At 60.8% G+C, this 16,437-nt stretch carries 15 protein-coding genes and 1 tRNA gene; 12 read left to right on the forward strand and 4 right to left on the reverse strand.

Annotated features, from left to right (window positions below):
- Positions 1-32 precede the first annotated feature (32 nt).
- From GPICK_RS07775 to GPICK_RS07790, 4 genes are all read left to right on the forward strand, one after another.
- Positions 33-410, forward strand: coding sequence for a hypothetical protein (locus GPICK_RS07775; RefSeq protein WP_039741892.1), 378 nt, complete (start codon positions 33-35; stop codon positions 408-410).
- A 158-nt stretch (positions 411-568) separates the two neighbouring features.
- Complete coding sequence (locus tag GPICK_RS07780; RefSeq protein ID WP_039741895.1) at positions 569-1,489, forward strand: M28 family peptidase; 921 nt, start codon at positions 569-571, stop codon at positions 1,487-1,489.
- 150 nt (positions 1,490-1,639) lie between these two features.
- The gene (locus tag GPICK_RS07785; RefSeq protein ID WP_039741897.1) at positions 1,640-2,677 is read left to right on the forward strand and encodes an alpha/beta fold hydrolase; all 1,038 of its coding nucleotides are present in this window, start codon (positions 1,640-1,642) and stop codon (positions 2,675-2,677) included.
- A 155-nt stretch (positions 2,678-2,832) separates the two neighbouring features.
- A complete protein-coding gene (locus GPICK_RS07790; RefSeq protein ID WP_039741898.1) occupies positions 2,833-4,674 on the forward strand; it encodes an AMP-dependent synthetase/ligase in 1,842 nt (613 codons plus the stop codon).
- Positions 4,675-4,751: 77 nt separating this feature from the next.
- Here the strand turns inward: GPICK_RS07790 and GPICK_RS07795 are convergent.
- Positions 4,752-4,826 (reverse strand) — tRNA-Val (locus GPICK_RS07795).
- 231 nt (positions 4,827-5,057) lie between these two features.
- Between GPICK_RS07795 and cobO the strand changes: the two genes are divergently transcribed.
- From cobO to GPICK_RS07825, 6 genes are all read left to right on the forward strand, one after another.
- Positions 5,058-5,588, forward strand: a complete 531-nt coding sequence (cobO, locus tag GPICK_RS07800) for a cob(I)yrinic acid a,c-diamide adenosyltransferase (protein WP_039741900.1) — start codon at positions 5,058-5,060, stop codon at positions 5,586-5,588.
- Positions 5,589-5,608: 20 nt separating this feature from the next.
- A complete protein-coding gene (locus GPICK_RS07805) occupies positions 5,609-6,013 on the forward strand; it encodes a cobalamin B12-binding domain-containing protein (protein ID WP_039741902.1) in 405 nt (134 codons plus the stop codon).
- 67 nt (positions 6,014-6,080) lie between these two features.
- Complete coding sequence (gene meaB, locus GPICK_RS07810; RefSeq protein ID WP_039741904.1) at positions 6,081-7,043, forward strand: methylmalonyl Co-A mutase-associated GTPase MeaB; 963 nt, start codon at positions 6,081-6,083, stop codon at positions 7,041-7,043.
- 82 nt (positions 7,044-7,125) lie between these two features.
- Entirely contained in the window at positions 7,126-7,992 is an 867-nt protein-coding gene (locus tag GPICK_RS07815) for a L,D-transpeptidase (RefSeq protein ID WP_039741906.1), read from the forward strand.
- A gap of 72 nt (positions 7,993-8,064) precedes the next feature.
- On the forward strand, positions 8,065-10,707 hold the full coding sequence (locus tag GPICK_RS07820) for an A-adding tRNA nucleotidyltransferase (RefSeq protein ID WP_039741908.1): 2,643 nt from the start codon (positions 8,065-8,067) through the stop codon (positions 10,705-10,707).
- Between the two features lie 264 nt (positions 10,708-10,971).
- Positions 10,972-11,370: a hypothetical protein gene (locus GPICK_RS07825; protein ID WP_236685683.1), complete on the forward strand. Its 399-nt coding sequence runs from the start codon at positions 10,972-10,974 to the stop codon at positions 11,368-11,370.
- Between the two features lie 71 nt (positions 11,371-11,441).
- Here GPICK_RS07825 and bioA read toward each other — a convergent pair whose 3' ends face one another.
- The 3 genes from bioA to bioB are packed head-to-tail and all read right to left on the reverse strand — an operon-like array spanning position 11,442 to position 14,509.
- On the reverse strand, positions 11,442-12,812 hold the full coding sequence (gene bioA / locus GPICK_RS07830; protein WP_039741912.1) for an adenosylmethionine--8-amino-7-oxononanoate transaminase: 1,371 nt from the start codon (positions 12,810-12,812) through the stop codon (positions 11,442-11,444).
- Entirely contained in the window at positions 12,799-13,527 is a 729-nt protein-coding gene (gene bioD / locus GPICK_RS07835; RefSeq protein ID WP_039741915.1) for a dethiobiotin synthase, read from the reverse strand. The genes bioA and bioD overlap by 14 nt, the downstream gene beginning before the upstream one ends.
- The gene (gene bioB / locus GPICK_RS07840; protein WP_039741917.1) at positions 13,520-14,509 is read right to left on the reverse strand and encodes a biotin synthase BioB; all 990 of its coding nucleotides are present in this window, start codon (positions 14,507-14,509) and stop codon (positions 13,520-13,522) included. Before bioB ends, bioD begins: the two co-directional genes overlap by 8 nt.
- A gap of 247 nt (positions 14,510-14,756) precedes the next feature.
- Between bioB and rimP the strand changes: the two genes are divergently transcribed.
- Together rimP and nusA are read left to right on the forward strand one after the other, a co-directional pair.
- Positions 14,757-15,236: a ribosome maturation factor RimP gene (rimP, locus tag GPICK_RS07845; RefSeq protein WP_039741918.1), complete on the forward strand. Its 480-nt coding sequence runs from the start codon at positions 14,757-14,759 to the stop codon at positions 15,234-15,236.
- A gap of 38 nt (positions 15,237-15,274) precedes the next feature.
- On the forward strand, positions 15,275-16,435 hold the full coding sequence (gene nusA / locus GPICK_RS07850) for a transcription termination factor NusA (protein ID WP_039741920.1): 1,161 nt from the start codon (positions 15,275-15,277) through the stop codon (positions 16,433-16,435).
- Positions 16,436-16,437: the final 2 nt, after the last annotated feature.

Here is a 16,437-nt window from a genome sequence, read left to right on the forward strand (position 1 = left end):
CGACTCAAATCGATAACGAAAGGAATACTCAAGTGTCAGATAAACCTCAGGTAACCTTCAAGTACATCTTCACCTACGACTACAACCCGGTTTACGTGAATGGCGCCCATGGCGGCGTTTCACCCCGCGGCGATCTGGTGGTGAATTTCTATCTGGAGCGCCCGCCGCTTCCCAACGAGATTACCCACGAAATCAACTCCAACGGCACCGTCGGTGCGGAGACGGCAGTCGAACCCGAGGACTTCGCCCAGAGCCTGGTGCGCTTTGTCCCCACCGGCGTTGTTCTCAACTATCATACCGCTCTCGAACTCCACCACTGGCTGGGGGAGAAGGTGAGGGAGATGGAAGCCATCGAGCAGCACAAGGCCGCCATGCGTTCTCAGCAAGAGGGCGAGGGGGGGACGCACTGATCTCCGTTTGAAAATGCAGTATCCCGAAAGCCTGCGGCGAGCTTCGTCGCAGGCTTTTTAGTGCCCTGGCAAGAAAATTTCAGATGAGAAAGTCTACTCAGCGCCGAGTTTGTGGTTGCTGGAAGCTCATTTGACCAGCGGTAAAGGAGTCATAAACCATGTCTGAATGTGTCGAAAAATGCCTCAGGGCGGTTTCCGTCGATCGCATCCGCAGCCATATCAAGGCACTCGAAGGAGTCCGCCACCCCGTGGCCGCGCCCGAGGCCCTGGAGCGGGCAGCCGGCTACATCCGGGGCGTCTTCGGTTCCCTCGGATACCCTGTTGCAGATCATCCGTTTACGGACCGTGGTCGTGAGTTCGCCAATATTATCGCCACGCACCCCGGGAGCTCTCCACCAGGACGGCGGGTGCTGGCTGTCGCCCACTTCGACACGGTCTCCACCACTCCAGGGGCCGATGACAATGCCAGCGGTGTGGCGGTGCTCCTGGAACTCGCCACCATTCTGAAGTCGTTGGGGTTTGAGCACGCTCTTCAGTTTGCGGCTGTCAACCTTGAGGAAAATGAGCATGAGGGGGACCCGCAGGACCTGGGGACCCGGGGGAGCAGGGCGCTGGCGGCCCAGGCGCGAAGGGAGGGGTGGGAGGTTGAGGGAGCGGTGGTGCTCGAATCGGTGGCCTATGCCGGTGACCGCATCGTCCAGAGAGTTCCTGCGGGCATCCCGGTAGCGGTGCCAACGACGGGTAACTTCATCGCGGTGATTGGCAATGAAGCGTCCCGGGAGATGGTGCTCCGTTTCGAGCGGGCGGTTCGTCGCTGTGAAGACGGGCTCCCTTGGGCGCCGCTGGTTGTCCCGGGAAACGGAGAACTCATTCCCGATTCGCGCCGCTCCGACCATGCGCCCTTCTGGGACCACGGGTACAGAGCGATCATGCTGACCGACACCACGAATTTCCGCAATCCCCACTATCATCAACCGGGCGACACCCTTGAGACGCTGAACCTCGGTTTCGCGGCCCAGGTCTGCCGTGCGACCGCGGCGCTCCTCCTGGACCTGGCCGGGGTGTGCGGGCCGAGCTGATGGATTCCCGCCGATTGTTACAATTGCCGCGCTCCCCTTGATAATCGCGTCACCTCTGATACCAGTTACATCTGAGAGACGCCGTAACCGGTTCGCAATCGAACGCTGCCGACCACGAACCCGAATCCCCCGCGTTTCCGGAGGTGAGCCATGGCAAGACCGTCCGCGCCGCCGTTGTGTGCCCGGGGGGATGAGCTGCTCTATGCTGCCCGCAGGATTCTGAACATTGCCCCCGGCATCACGGGGTATGCCCGCATGGTTTCCGCGCTGCTTCCCTGTCTGACCGGCGTCGGCTGCCTCTACCAGGCCATTGCCACGGCCATTGACCGGCGCAGGTATCCACCCCCCGGACGACTGCTGAAGATTCAGGGGACCGACCTGCATGTGCACGCGACCGACAATCGCGGTGCGCCCGCAGTGATTCTCGAGACAGGACTGGGGGGAATGTCCTCTGCATGGGGATGGATTCAGCCCGAGGTTGCCAAATTCACCCGGGTCGTCTCCTATGACCGCCCCGGCCTTGGCTGGAGTGCCACCGATGACCTCCCCCGGACGGCGCTCAACGTGGCCCGGCGTCTTCGCGCGCTTCTTCACGATGGAGGCATGGAGGGGCCCTACGTGTTGGCCGGCCACTCCATGGGAGGGCTGTACCTGCGGGTTTTCGCCGATCAGTATCCCGAGGAGGTAGCCGGGATGGTGCTGATCGACGCGGCCCACCCGGATCAACACAAAAGGAGCCCGGCAATCCGCCGGCATATGAGCTCCGGGTTCCGCATGCTGAGAACGGTCCCTCTGCTGGCAAGGCTCGGATATGTCCGCGCGACCGGTTTTTTCAGCTCCTGGCCCGTGGGCTTGCCTGAACGCCCCGCTGCGGAGGCGGGGGCATTTCTCTCGTCGTATACCCATCTGAAAACCACCCGCGACGAGTCCCTCGCCTGGGATGCGGTGTGCGACGAGGTTCGGGGCACCAGAAGCCTTGGCGACAGGCCGCTGGCGGTGGTCAGTGCCGGGAAGGATGTGCTGCCGGGGGCCCATGAACTGCAGACGGAACTCGCCGCCCTCTCTTCCCGCAGCACCCATCTCACGGTCGAAGGGGCCGACCACGTCACCCTCGTTACCCATCGCCAGCACGCCCTGGCGGTCGTCGACGCGATCCACACGGTGGTGCAGATGGCCTCCCGCTATTGATGAACGTATCTCCTCTCCTCCCGCGCAGCGCTTTTCCCCACAGTCACCAAGTCGTGGCAGAAAATACACATTCCCGAAGTACCGCGCCGTTATGCTGTCACCACTGACGGCGACCATCTGGCCGGCATCTCATACTCCTGAGGGTGTTTTTTATCATGCAGACAATCGTGGATTTACTTGATGAGAGCTGTCGCAGATTTCCTGACAGAACGGCCCTGCGGCACAAAAGCGGAGGCCGATGGCGGGATGTTTCGTACGGAGCCCTTTGGAGCGCGTCCGACAGGATTGCCGCAGGGCTTGCGAACAGTGGTTTCAGGGCAGGCGACCATGCGGCGCTTCTGGCCCCTTCGTCTCCCCGCTGGATAATGGGCTACCTGGGGATTCTTAAGGCGGGGGGGGTCGTTGTCCCCATCGACAAGGAGCTGAAGAGCCTCGAACTGCAGCACATCCTTTCCGACAGCGAGGCACGGGTTCTCTTCACGGAACGCTCTTTCCTCGAAACCGTCACCGCCATGGGGGAGGAGATCCCCTCTCTCGGCCTCATCGTGACGCTCGAAGGGGGGAGGGGGGATACGAACGCGGACCATGATTCGGAAGGGGGGCGCCACCGGGATGAGGGTTCCCCTCTCCATCTGGAGAAGGGTCCCATGATGGGGACCCTGGCCGTGCAGTTCAACGAGCTCCTCGATGCCGAAGCCTCCGGAGATGGTGCAGACGGAGTATCCGGCGGCAGGAACCTCCCGGACGGCGCCATGAAACGGGAGCGTGCCGGGCGGATGGGCATTCTCACCTACGAGAAGCTCCTTGGCGAGACCTCGGGACCTTGCGAACGCCGCCACCCCCTGGATACCGCCGTCATCCTGTACACCTCGGGGACCACCGGCCGTTCGAAAGGTGCCATGCTGAGCCACGCCAACATCACCTCGAACATCCGGGCGGTCACCCTCCATTTCGAACTGGACGAGCGGATTCATACCCTGTCGTTTCTTCCCATCAATCATGTGTTCGAGCAGGTCTGCGGCATCCTCCTGCCGCTCTCGCTGGGGGGAACGGTCTCCTTTGTCGAGTCCCTTAAAAAGCTCGGCGAGAACCTGGCCGAGGTGAGGCCGACGTTTCTCCTGGGTGTGCCGGCGGTCTACCGGATGATCCTTGACCGGATCACCCGGAACATCGAATCGAGGGTGTTATCTCGTCTCCTCTGCGCTTTTTCCCTAACCCGCCCGCTGATCAGGGCGCGGGTCCGAAAGACCCTGGGGGAGGGTACCATTTTCGTCAGTGGCGGGGCGGCGCTCGACCCGGATATCGCCGCCGGGCTCGCCCGTCTCGGGGTGACGATCTGCCAGGGATACGGAATCACGGAGACGTCGCCGGTTATTTCGGCTGAACGCCCCGGTGCCATGCGACCGGGGACGGCAGGGCGGGTGCTTGACGGCGTCGAGGTGAAGCTGGAAAATCCCAATGAGGATAAGGTGGGGGAGATCCTCGTCAAGGGGCCAAACGTCATGCAGGGGTACTACCGGAATGATCGGGCAACGGCTGAGGTTCTGGTCGACGGCTGGTATCACACCGGCGACCTTGGGTTTCTCGATGGGGATGGATTTCTCTCGATCTGCGGGCGGGTCAAGAATCTGATCGTCACCGCCAACGGAAGAAACGTCTACCCGGAGGAGGTGGAAAACGAAATTCTCAAGAGCCCGTACATAGCGGAGGCCATCGTCCACGGCCACCGCGTCGGCACAGTGACCGAAGAGATCCACGCGATGGTCTACCCCGATGGCGATGCCCTCGACGACTATCGGAGGAGGCAAGGCAGGGATTCCCTGTCGGGGGAAGAGGTTGAAGTGCTCGTTCGCGCCGAGGTGCATGCTGCCTGCGAAAAGCTTGCGCCCTACAAACGGGTGAAGAAAGTCACCATACGCACGGACGAATTTCCGAAAACCACGACGCGGAAGATTAAGCGGTTTGCCGTTTCTACTATGGACGGGAATGGATTGTGAGTTGTGTTTTCTGGGGCTGGATTGCCAAAGTGACAATAAAAACGGGCCAGATCATCGATCTGGCCCGTCATGGTTTCTGGTGGGCGATGTAGGGTTCGAACCTACGACCCCTGCCGTGTGAAGGCAGTGCTCTCCCGCTGAGCTAATCGCCCGTAAAGTGGACCTTCTAGATAACAAATGCGGCCGTTCATGTCAAGCGCTGATTTTGGCGGGGGCGGCCCAGACTTCCCAGACGGTGTTTAAGTCTCGATAAACAAACGTTATAAAGCCGTGAATACGGCTTGACAGCTTGTCGGGACAGTTGTTATAGTCCGTCCTCATCGTTTTTACCGAGACTAAAACGGGAGACGGTTTTGACCTGAAGTTTGACTGGGAGGCGCAGCGTGAAACTTGAGCAGGGGCTCATTCAGGTGTACACCGGCAATGGCAAGGGAAAGACCACGGCAGCTCTCGGTCTGGCGTTCCGGGCGGTGGGGAGAGGGCTCAAGGTCATCATGATTCAATTCATGAAGGGTGGCGGGCCCTATGGTGAGCACGCCGCTGCCGAGCGCCTCGCCCCCGAACTGACGATTATTCCGACCGGCCGGCCCGGCTGGGTCAATCGGGAGAATCCCGACCCGGAAGATGTCCGACTTGCCCGTGCCGCTCTCGAAATGGCCCATGATGCGATGGTGAGCGGCCGGTACGATATGGTCATTCTCGACGAGATCAACGGATCGGTCTCTTTCGGCCTTCTGGGCGTCGAGAATGTTCTTGAATTCATGGCTGACAAGCCTTCGCAGGTTGAGCTGATACTGACCGGGCGAAACGTCGACGAGCGGGTTATTGCCGCGGCGGACCTGGTGACGGAGATGCGGGAAGTGAAACATTATTACCGGGCCGGAGTGCCGGCCCGGGTGGGAATCGAGAAGTGAATACAGCCAAGGAGTGTGCCATGACTGAAAGAACGCTGCGTATTCTCGTCGGGAAGCCGGGCCTCGACGGCCACGACCGGGGAGCCAAGATTATTGCCCGCGCCTTCCGCGATGCTGGTTTCGAGGTTATCTACACGGGACTCCACCAGACGCCGGAGCAGATCGTGTCCGCCTCTATCCAGGAGGATGTGGACGCCGTGGGGCTTTCGATCCTTTCGGGTGCCCACAATTCACTCCTGCCGCGGGTCTGCGAGCTGTTCAGGGAAAAATCCGCCGATGACATCGTCGTCTTCGGCGGCGGAGTCATCCCGGAGGATGATATCCCCGGCCTCAAGGCTGCCGGCATCAGCGAAGTCTTCACGCCGGGAACCTCCACCGAGGATATCGTCAAGTGGGTCCGGGAGAACGTGACGCCGCGGGCGTAGCGTCAAACCGCCGTATCCGGAGAGACGTTCCCATGGGCGGATGGGGGATTTTCGGAAGGAACCGAGCATGTCTTTAGCTGGCAGAATACTTGAGGGCGATCTTCGGGCGGCAGCCCGCCTCATGCGGGATCTCGACGACGGCTTTCGGAGTGCCGCCGATGAGATGAAGCAGCTTTTCCCCCGCACGGGGAGGGCATTCATCCTCGGCATTACCGGTCCTCCTGGCGCCGGGAAATCGACCCTTGTCGATCAGCTCACCGCCGCGTACCGGCGGAGGGGGAATACGGTGGGGGTGGTGGCGATCGACCCGACCAGCCCGTTCACCGGCGGTGCCATCCTTGGCGACCGGATCAGGATGAACCGTCATGCCGACGATGCGGGGGTCTTTATCCGCAGCCTCGCCACCCGCGGCCACATGGGGGGGCTTTCCCGCTCCACCGGCGACGTGGTGAACGTCATGGATGCCATGGGGATGGATGTGGTGATCATCGAGACGGTGGGGGTAGGACAGGACGAGATCGACATCGTCCGGATGGCCCACACCACGGTGGTGGTTTCGGTGCCGGGCCTTGGCGACGATATCCAGGCGATCAAGGCGGGAGTCCTGGAGATCGGCGACCTCTTCATCGTGAACAAGGCTGACCGCGACGGGGCCGAACGGACGGCGCGGGAGCTTGCGGCCATGCTCGAGATGAAGCAGACCAAGCCGGGCGACTGGCAGCCGAAGGTACTGATGACGGAGGCGAGCCGTAACTGCGGCATCGAAGAAATGGTGGAGGAGATCGGGAACCATCGCCGGCACCTCGTGGAGTCGGGAGCTCTGGAACGGATCTGCGAAGAACGGAGCGTTCGTCATTTCATGGATCTGCTCAAGGAACGGCTCTTTGCCGAGGTGTACGGTCATATCAGGGTGAACGGGCGATTCCGGGAGATCGTCGAGGAGATGACCTCGCGCCGAACCGATCCGTACAGTGCCGTCGAGCGGGTCATTGCCGAGCGGTTTGCCGCAGGAGCAACTCCCCTCTCTTGACCAGGGCGGGCAAAAGTGCTACGGTGCGGACGTATTTCAATGGGGCTTCAGCCCCATTCTTTTTTGCCACAGGACTGAACCCATGATCCGCAGTCTGTCGCCGTTCATCGCCCTCATCATTCTTGCCGCCATCGTTGTTCACGAACCGCTTCCTACCTCCGAGCCGGGAGCTTCCCTTGCCGACAAGGCGAAGGAAGACCTTTCCCGCATCGACTACCCCAGCCTGCGGAACATCGACTGGACCCCCCACTTCATGCAGCCCAGCGAGAGCCTCGAATCGCTCTTCGGTCCCGATTGGGTGACCGTGGCGCGCTTCAACCGGATCGACCGCCGCCATACCTATCCCGGCATGACCATCAAGGTGCCGGTGGACATGGCCGCGGCCCGGAGCTATACGCCGCTTCCCCGGGAGTACGAACCGGCGAAGCATTACGAGAAGTATATCCTCATCAGTCTCACCGAGCAGTGGATCGGCGCCTACGAGAACGGGAAGCTCAAATTTTCCATGCCAGCGGCCACTGGCAGCGAAGGGCACGAGACACCTACCGGCGTTTTTCGGGTAGACGCCCGCCACCGGACCCACACCTCGTCGCTCTACAAGACCGAGGACCAGACCGCCCAGTACCCGATGGATTATGCGATACGCTTCCACGTGGGGGAGGACAACGTCGCGTACTGGATGCATGCGCGGGACCTCCCGGGGCGCCCGGCATCCCACGGCTGTGTCGGGCTTTACGACGAGCCGATGCAGAAGCGCATGTACGGCATCCCCGACAGAGCGGTGCTCCACGATTCGAAGAAGCTCTATGATTGGGCGGTGGGGGAAAACGAATACGAGGATGATGCCGGTGAGCTGGAACTGCTCGAAGACGGCCCGGTAGTCGAGGTGATCGGTACCAATCCGGTATATCGGTCCGCACCGCTCAAACCGCTCGTCGTCTCCCGTTAGCCACAACCGCGAGCCGCATCGAAAGTTCGGGCTGCGCTTTACTTTTACCGCTCCTGCGGCACACTCTCTCCCATGGATGTCATCACCACCCACGTGAACGCCGATTTTGACTGCCTCGGTGCGATGGTTGCGGCGAAGCGGCTCTACCCCGATGCCCTCATGGTTTTTTCCGGCTCCCAGGAGAAAAGCATGCGGGATTTCTTCCTGAAATCACCCAGCTACGTTCCTCCCTTTACCCGTCTGAAAGATGTGGATTTCGAGCAGATTACCCGTCTCATCCTTGTCGACTGCCAGCACTCGTCCCGTGTTGGCCGTTTTGCCGAAGTGGCGGGGCGCCCCGGGGTCGAGGTTCATATCTACGATCACCATCCCGGGGCCTCGGGGGACATCCGGCCGAGCGGCGGCGAAATCCGCGACTGCGGAGCCTCCACCTCCATCCTGGCAAAGATCCTGAGGGAGCGGGGTACGGAGGTGACCCCGGTCGAGGCGACCCTCATGATGCTCGGCATCTACGAGGATACCGGCAACCTCACCTTTCCCTCCACGACCACCGATGACTATGCCGCCGCCTCCTGGCTTCTGGAACGGGGGGCGAATCTAAACGTTGTCGCCGATTTCGTTACCCAGGAACTCACCGCCCAGCAGGTTTCGCTTCTCAACGACCTGATCAAATCACTCCAGACTGTCTGCGTGAACGGGGTGGATGTCGCCATCGCCCATGCGGCGCTCGAGTATTACGTGGGAGACATCGCCGTGCTGGCCCACATGATGCGCGATATGGAAAATCTGGAGGCGCTCTTCGTGGTGGTGGCCATGGGGGATCGGGTCTACCTGGTGGCCCGCAGCCGTATCCCCGAAGTGGATGTGGGTGCCATCCTCCGGGAGATGGGGGGCGGCGGCCATGCCACGGCGGCAGCGGCGACGGTTCGGGGCGAAACGGTGATCCAGGTGGTGGAACGACTCCAGCGGCTTCTCCCGGAGCGGGTGAACCCCAAGCGTACCGCCGCAGACCTGATGTCGTCGCCGGTGATGACCATGCCGGTCGGCACGACGCTTGCCGAGGCGCGGGAATACCTGACCCGCTACAACGTAAATGCCATGCCGGTCATGGACGGCGAGCGGATGACCGGTATCATCTCCCGCCGGATCGTTGAGAAGGCCCTCTATCACGGCCTGGGGGATCTGCCGGCCAGTGAATACATGCATACCGAGTACCTCTGCGCCGAACCGTCCACCCCCATCGCCGCCCTGCAGGAGTACATCGTGGTCCAGCACCGGCGGCTGGTCCCGGTGTTCGAAAAGGAACGCCTCGTCGGCGTCATTACCCGCACCGACCTGCTCCGCTACATGTATGCGGGGCTCCAGCGCACCGCCGAGGCGGTTTACGATCTGGCCCGCGATAATCTCCCCGTGCGGCGCCGGGAGGTGCTCCACCTGATGAACAAGAGCCTGCCGGCACGGGTGGTCTCTCTGCTTCGGGATCTCGGAAGGGTGGGGGACGAGTTGGAGCTGCCGGTCTATGCCGTTGGCGGATTCGTGCGGGATCTGCTTCTTGGCAACGAGAACGACGACATCGACGTATCGGTGGAGGGAGACGGCATCCTCTTCGCCGAGACTTTTGCGGCTCGGATGGGATACCGGGTGAAGAGCCACGAAAAGTTCGGCACTGCCGTCATCGTCTTCCCCGACGGGTTCAAGGTGGATGTGGCGAGCACCCGGCTCGAGTATTACGCCACGCCGGGCGCCCTTCCGACGGTGGAGCGCTCCTCGCTCAAGATGGACCTCTATCGCCGTGATTTCACCATCAATACCCTCGCAATCCGCCTGAGCGGCGCGGATTTCGGGATGCTTTTCGATTACTTCGGCGCCTACCGGGACCTCCAGGAGAAATCGATCCGCGTCCTGCATAATCTCTCTTTTGTCGAGGACCCGACACGGGTCTTCCGGGCGATCCGCTTCGAGCAGCGCCTCGGCTTCCAGATCTCCCGCCACACCGAGAATCTCGTCAAGAATGCCGTTAAAATGGGCTTTCTCGACAAGCTGGGGGGGAAGAGGCTGCTGAATGAGCTGGTGGCGATCATGAAGGAACGGGAGCCGGTTCGGGCGATCCTCCGCATGTCGGGACTGGGGCTCCTGCGCTTCATTCACCCCGAGATCGTGCTCCAGGCGGAAAACCTGCGGGTCCTGGACGAGGTAAAAAAGGTTACGACGTGGTTCGATCTGCTCTACCTCGCCGAAACGGTGGAGGTGTGGGTCGTCTACTTTTTGGCACTTACCACGGCCATTTCCGACGACTCTTTCTGGGGGGCGTGCACACGACTCTCGGTATCGGAGCATTACCGTGAGCGGCTCATCGAGATGCGCATCCACGGCGAGCAGGTGCTGGAGGTGATGGAGCGGAAGGTGGCACGGGGGGAGGACGTCCGGCCCAGCGACATCTATTTCTGGCTGCGCGGCCTGACGACCGAGGTTCTCCTCTACATCATGGCGAAAACGCGCCGCGACGAGGTGCGGAAGTTCGTCTCGCTCTTCGTGACCCGGCTGCGGGGCGTCACGACCTCCATTACGGGAGACGACCTGAAGCGGCTTGGACTCCCTGCCGGTCCCCGCTATCGCGAGATCCTCGATCGCATCCTCACTGCCCGGCTGAACGGGGAAGCGGCCAGCCGCGATGATGAGCTTCGAATCGCTTCAGGTGAAATAGCAGCAGTGTAGCAGATCTGCACAGGCTGGCGGCCAGGAGTTGAAACCGGGCAACATCCCGAATTGCTGATGAAAATATGCGCAAGAAGGCGTCATGGTCGGCGGAGAGGTGTTGCATTTGCGCAACTGATTGATCGCGGGCAATCGGTTGTTCAGAGTGTGTACGTGATGGAACTGACCGTAAGGAAAAGGTTTTTTCTGCTTTAGTGGCGTTTGGCCCAATCGTTGCTTTAGGAAATTTTCATTCTGTGAGACCCTGTATCGGAGGAATACCTGATGACACACACTGCACGCACATTGATTCTTTCCGCCCTGATCGCCGTAATGCTGGCGGTGACTGCCGTCCCCAGCCACGCCGAAGAAGGCGGGTTTGAGGGGATTTTCAGGAATGCCCTGTACGGCGGCCTGGCCGGTGCGCTGGTGGGGGGAGCGCTGCTGGCGTTTACCCACAGGCCGGCCGATCACCTCGACTACCTCGGGTACGGTGCTGCGGGTGGTATTCTGGCCGGCGCGGCATACGGCACCGTCAGGGCGGCAACGGCTCTGGCCGAAGTGGAAAACGGCTCGGTGAAGATCGCGATGCCGACCATCGTGCCCGATTACGTCCCTGCCCGGGGAAGCCGCACTGAGGGAGGGGTAATCATTTCAGCTCAGGTATTGCGGGGGAAATTCTAGCTATTGACGCAGAAATTCCGGTTGTAAGCAAAGGGGATGACGCGGTGCGGTCATCCCCTTTGCCGTTTCCGTTATGCGCCGGACGGGAGGATGACAGCTTCGATCGATGCTTCGATCCCGTCCATCAGGAATTTCAGCTCCTCAAGGGATGAGGAAAGGGGGGGGAAGACGACGATGATGTTGCCAAGGGGGCGCAGAAAAATGCCATGACGCAGGGCCTCACGGCAGACCCGGACGCCGACCCGCTCTTCCCAGGGGAACGGCTCCTTGGTTTCCTTGTTCCGAACCAGTTCGATACCGGCCACCATGCCGCACTGGCGAACGTTTCCCACGGATGGATGTTCGATCATTACTTGAAGTCTGTCTGCTATGTAGCCGATTTTTGGTGGCAATGACTCCAATAGCCCCTCGCTTTCAAACAGGGCGAGACTTGCCAGGGCAGCCGCGCAGGCAATGGGGTTGCCGGTGAAGGTGTGTCCGTGGAAGAAGGTTTTCATTTCCCGGTATTCGCCGAGAAACGCGTTGTAAACCTCCTGGGTTGCCATGGTTGCGGCCAGGGGGAGGTAGCCGGCGGTAATCCCCTTCGAGAGGGCCATGATGTCGGGGGTCACCCCCTCGCGCTGGCAGGCGAACATGGCGCCGGTCCGGCCGAACCCTACCGCCACCTCGTCGGCGATCATCAGGATTCCGTGGCGATCGCAGAGTTCGCGCACCGCGCGGACAAAACCGTCCGGCTGAACGATCATGCCGCCGGCTCCCTGAACCAGTGGCTCGATCACGAGGCCCGCGACTTCGTCGGCGTGGGCGGTCATAAGCCGCTCCAGTTCCTGCAGACAGCGCCGTCCGCACCTGCTGCTGTCCGACTCCCCGAATTCGCACCGGTAACAGTACGGAGCCGGGGCCTGGATCGTCGGGAAGAGGAGGGGGCGGAAAACACCGTGGAAGAGGTCGATGCCACCGACGCTCACGGCACCGATGGTGTCGCCGTGGTAGGCGTTCTTGAATGAGATGAATTTTGTCTTGCGGGGGCGTCCCTGGTGCTGCCAGTACTGGAAGGCCATTTTGACCCCGATTTCCACTGCGGTGGAACCGTTGTCGGAGTAGAAGACCTTGCAGAGGCCCGGCGGGGCGATGTCGACGAGCCGCTTCGCCAGGATGGCGGCTTTGTCGTTGGTGAGGCCGAGAAGGGTCGAATGCTCGATGAGGTCGACCTGGGTCTTGATTGCCTCGTTAATCTCCTTTTTACAGTGGCCGTGGACGTTGGTCCAGATGGCGGCGACGCCGTCCAGATAGCGGTTGCCGTCGGAGTCGATGAGGTAGGAGCCTTCGCCCCGCACGATCACCACCGGAGCGTCCCGCTCCCATTCCTTCATCTGGGTGAAGGGGTGCCAGACGTAGTTCCGATCGTACTCCTGAAGAGTTTTCGTGTCATATCTGTTCAAGGCCGATCTCCCTGAGAAGAATTTTGGTGGTCGGCTCCGTCGCCAGACGCGCGGCGAGTTGTTCGACCTGCTCACGGGCGCTGTCGCCTGGAATGAGTGGGAAAACGCCGAGGAGCGGGGCTCCGGAGAGTGAATCGATCAGGTGCGGGGCGTATTCCTCGGCCATGTCCGGGGTGTCAGGGTAGGAATTGACGATCACGCCGCGCAGGTCGATGTCGAGCTGTTTTGCCGTGAAGCAGGTAAGGACGGTATGGTTGATGGTCCCCAGGTTTGGCCGGGCCACGACCAGGAGCGGAAGTTTCAATGCCGTAACGAGATCGGCGACGAGCATCCCCCCGGTGAGCGGAACCATAAGTCCGCCCGCACCCTCGACAATGACAAAGTCATGTCGTTGCAGGAGCCGCTCGTAGGATTCCCTGATCCGCGGAAAGTCGATCTTTACTCCTTCGCGTGCCGCTGCCACCGACGGGGCGATGGGAGTGCGCAGGCAGTAGGGGGCGCAGTCTTCGTCGAGGGGGACTCCGGCCGCCCACGCGAGGAGTTCCGCATCCTCGGAGACGAGTCCTCCGTCCCGTTCGATGCAGCCACTCGTCACCGGCTTCATGACGCCCACGTTGATGCCGCGGTTGCGTAAAAGCCGGGCGAGGGCCGCCGATACGACGGTCTTGCCGACGCCGGTGTCGGTGCCGGTTATGAAGATTGAACGGTTAGCCACAGCATCCCTCCACGGTGAGCCCCAGATCGTTAAGCATCTGCCAGTCCTGTTCGGCCGGCCGGCCGATGGTGGTGAGATAGTTCCCGATCATCGTTCCGTCGGCGCCGGCGAAAAACATCCACGACTGGAGGTCGCGGAGGTTCCGTTCGCGGCCGCCGCAGACCGAGATTCTTTTGCTGGGGAGAATGAACCGGTACAGGGCGATGGTCTTCAGGCATTCGAGGGGTGTGAGGTTGTCGGCTGCCGCGAGACGCGTCCCTTCGATGGGGTTCAGGAAGTTGAGGGGGACCGAGTCAACGTCGAGCTCCCGGAGAGTCAAGGCCATCTCGATCCGCTGCGCGGCCGATTCTCCGAGACCGAAAATCCCGCCGCAGCAGACCTTGAGTCCTGCCCGCCGAGCCACGCGCACCGTCTCCATGTCTTCTTCGTAGTCGTGGGTGGTGCAGATGCTGGGGAAGAAGCTCCGTGCCGTCTCGAGGTTGTGGTGATAGGTTTCAACGCCCGCTTCCCTGAGCGCGGTGGCAGTCGGGAAATCGATGATGCCGAGGGAGCAGGAGGGGGCAATCTTTGTTTCCTGCCTGATTCGGCGAACCGCCCGGCAGATCCGCTCAAGCTCTTCACCTTTGCTGATGCTGGTACCGCTCGTGATGATGCCGTAGCAGTGGGAGCCGTTTTTCTCGGCCTCCCGGGCGTTGGCGACGATCTTCTCTTCGTCAACCAGCGGGTAGACCGGCGCGTCGGTGGCATGATGGGCCGATTGGGCACAGAATGCGCAGTTCTCTGGGCAGCGCCCTGATTTGGCGTTGATGATGGAGCAGAGATGGACGGCGGAGCCGAGGAAGTGGCTCTTTATCCTGCTCGCGGCGGTAAAGAGCGTAAACAGGTCATTGCCTGACGCGTCTGCCAGTACCCGCGCATCCGCCTCCTGCACCGGGACACCGGCAATGATCTGTGTGGTGATCGAATCGATGAATTGTCTCATTGGTAACCTCCCGTCGTCGATCTATCATGGAACGAGAGTGCTTGTCAACCACGTCTCGCTCCGTGGTTGACAATTCGGCAATCACGGGATGTGAAAACCATCAAAGGCAATGAAATTTGCCGGGCTTCAGTATAAAAAAATAGTTGCAATTGCCAGGGGTTCGTGATAAACAGCTATATACAAGTTAATGTTCACTCAAAAGTGAGCTCCTGAGCTCACTTTTTTTGTTTCTGAGGTTTTGTTTCGTATGGCACAGCAAGATGTGGCGTCCAGGGTTGCGGGTATCGTCGAGGGCATCGTGGCACCCCTCGGGATGGAGCTCGTCGACGTAGAGTACAAGCGGGAAGGGCGGCAGATGGTGCTCCGGCTCTTTCTCGACAAGGAGGGCGGGATTACCCTGGACGATTGTGCCGAGGTGAGCCGCGAGGTCTCCGAGGTGCTTGATGTGGAGGATTTCATCGGTGATCGGTACGCCCTGGAAGTCTCGTCGCCGGGATTGAATCGTCCCCTGAAGAAAGAGAGCGATTATGCGCGCTATCAGGGTCGCCTGGTGAAGGTGAAGACCTTTGAGCTCATGGCGGACGAGGCGGGGAACATGCGCAAGACCTTCCTTGGCGACCTTGACGGTTGCCAGGATGGCGTTGTCGTCATCAGGCTGCGCGAAGGGCAGGTTGCCCGCATTCCGCTGGTAAAGATTGCAAAGGCCAATCTGGAATTCGAATTTTAGGATCCGTCGTAATCATAGACTGTTAAGGAGAATCCGAAGTGGAAACGACCTTCAACCTCAAGCACATCATCGATCAGATCGTGAAGGAAAAGGGTATTGACCGCGAGGTCGTCGTCGAGGCCCTGGAGCAGGCGGTTCTTACCGCTGCCAACAAGAAGTTTCGCAATACCCGTGATCTTGAGGCCCACTATAATCCCGAGATCGGCGAGGTCGAGCTCTTCGAATTCGTCACGGTGGTGGACGAGGTGCAGGATTCCTACAAGGAGATCGACCTTGAGGAGGCGAAGGAGATCGATCCCGATGTCGAAGTCGGCGACTCCCTCGGCATGAAGCTGGATGCGAGCGGTTTCTCCCGAATCGCTGCCCAGACCGCCAAGCAGGTTATCATTCAGAAGGTTCGTGAAGCCGAGCGCGAAACGATCTTCAACGAGTTCAAGGATCGGATCGGAGAACTGGTGAACGGGGTCGTTCGCCGTTTCGAGCGGGGGGATCTGATCATTGATCTCGGTCGCGCCGAAGCGTTTCTTCCCCAGAAGGAGCAGGCACAACGTGAGGTTTACCGCCAGGGCGACCGCGTAAAGGCGCTCATCACGGATATCCGGATGACGCCGAAGGGGCCCCAGATTCTCATGTCCCGGACCCATCCCAATGTTCTCGCGAAGCTGTTCGAGGCCGAGGTGCCCGAGATCGCAGAGGGGATCGTGGAGGTCAAATCGGTGGTTCGTGAGCCGGGGAGCCGCTCAAAGATCGCTGTTTATTCCAACGATTCGGATGTAGATCCGGTGGGTGCCTGCGTCGGCATGCGCGGTTCGCGGGTACAGAATGTCGTTTCGGAGCTTCGTGGTGAGAAAATCGACATCATTCCCTGGTCCGAGGACCCGGCGCGGTTTGCCTGCAACGCCCTCCAGCCGGCCGTGGTATCCAAGGTTTACATCGACGAAGAGAACCGCGCCATGGAGATAATCGTCGCCGACGATCAGCTTTCCCTTGCCATCGGCAAGCGCGGACAGAATGTGCGGCTTGCCGCGCGGCTGACCGGCTGGCGTATCGACATAAAGAGCGAAACGCGGGCTGCCGAAGCGGAGTTGGTAGAGTTCTCTTCATACGATGGCACTGCAGAGGAAGCCGCTGAGGCGGATGCCGTTGAGGGGCCGGCGGGAGAGCCTGGCGATGCGGCGGTCGAGCAGACCGAAGAGTAATA

The organism is Geobacter pickeringii, from assembly GCF_000817955.1.
GTDB lineage: Bacteria > Desulfobacterota > Desulfuromonadia > Geobacterales > Geobacteraceae > Geobacter > Geobacter pickeringii.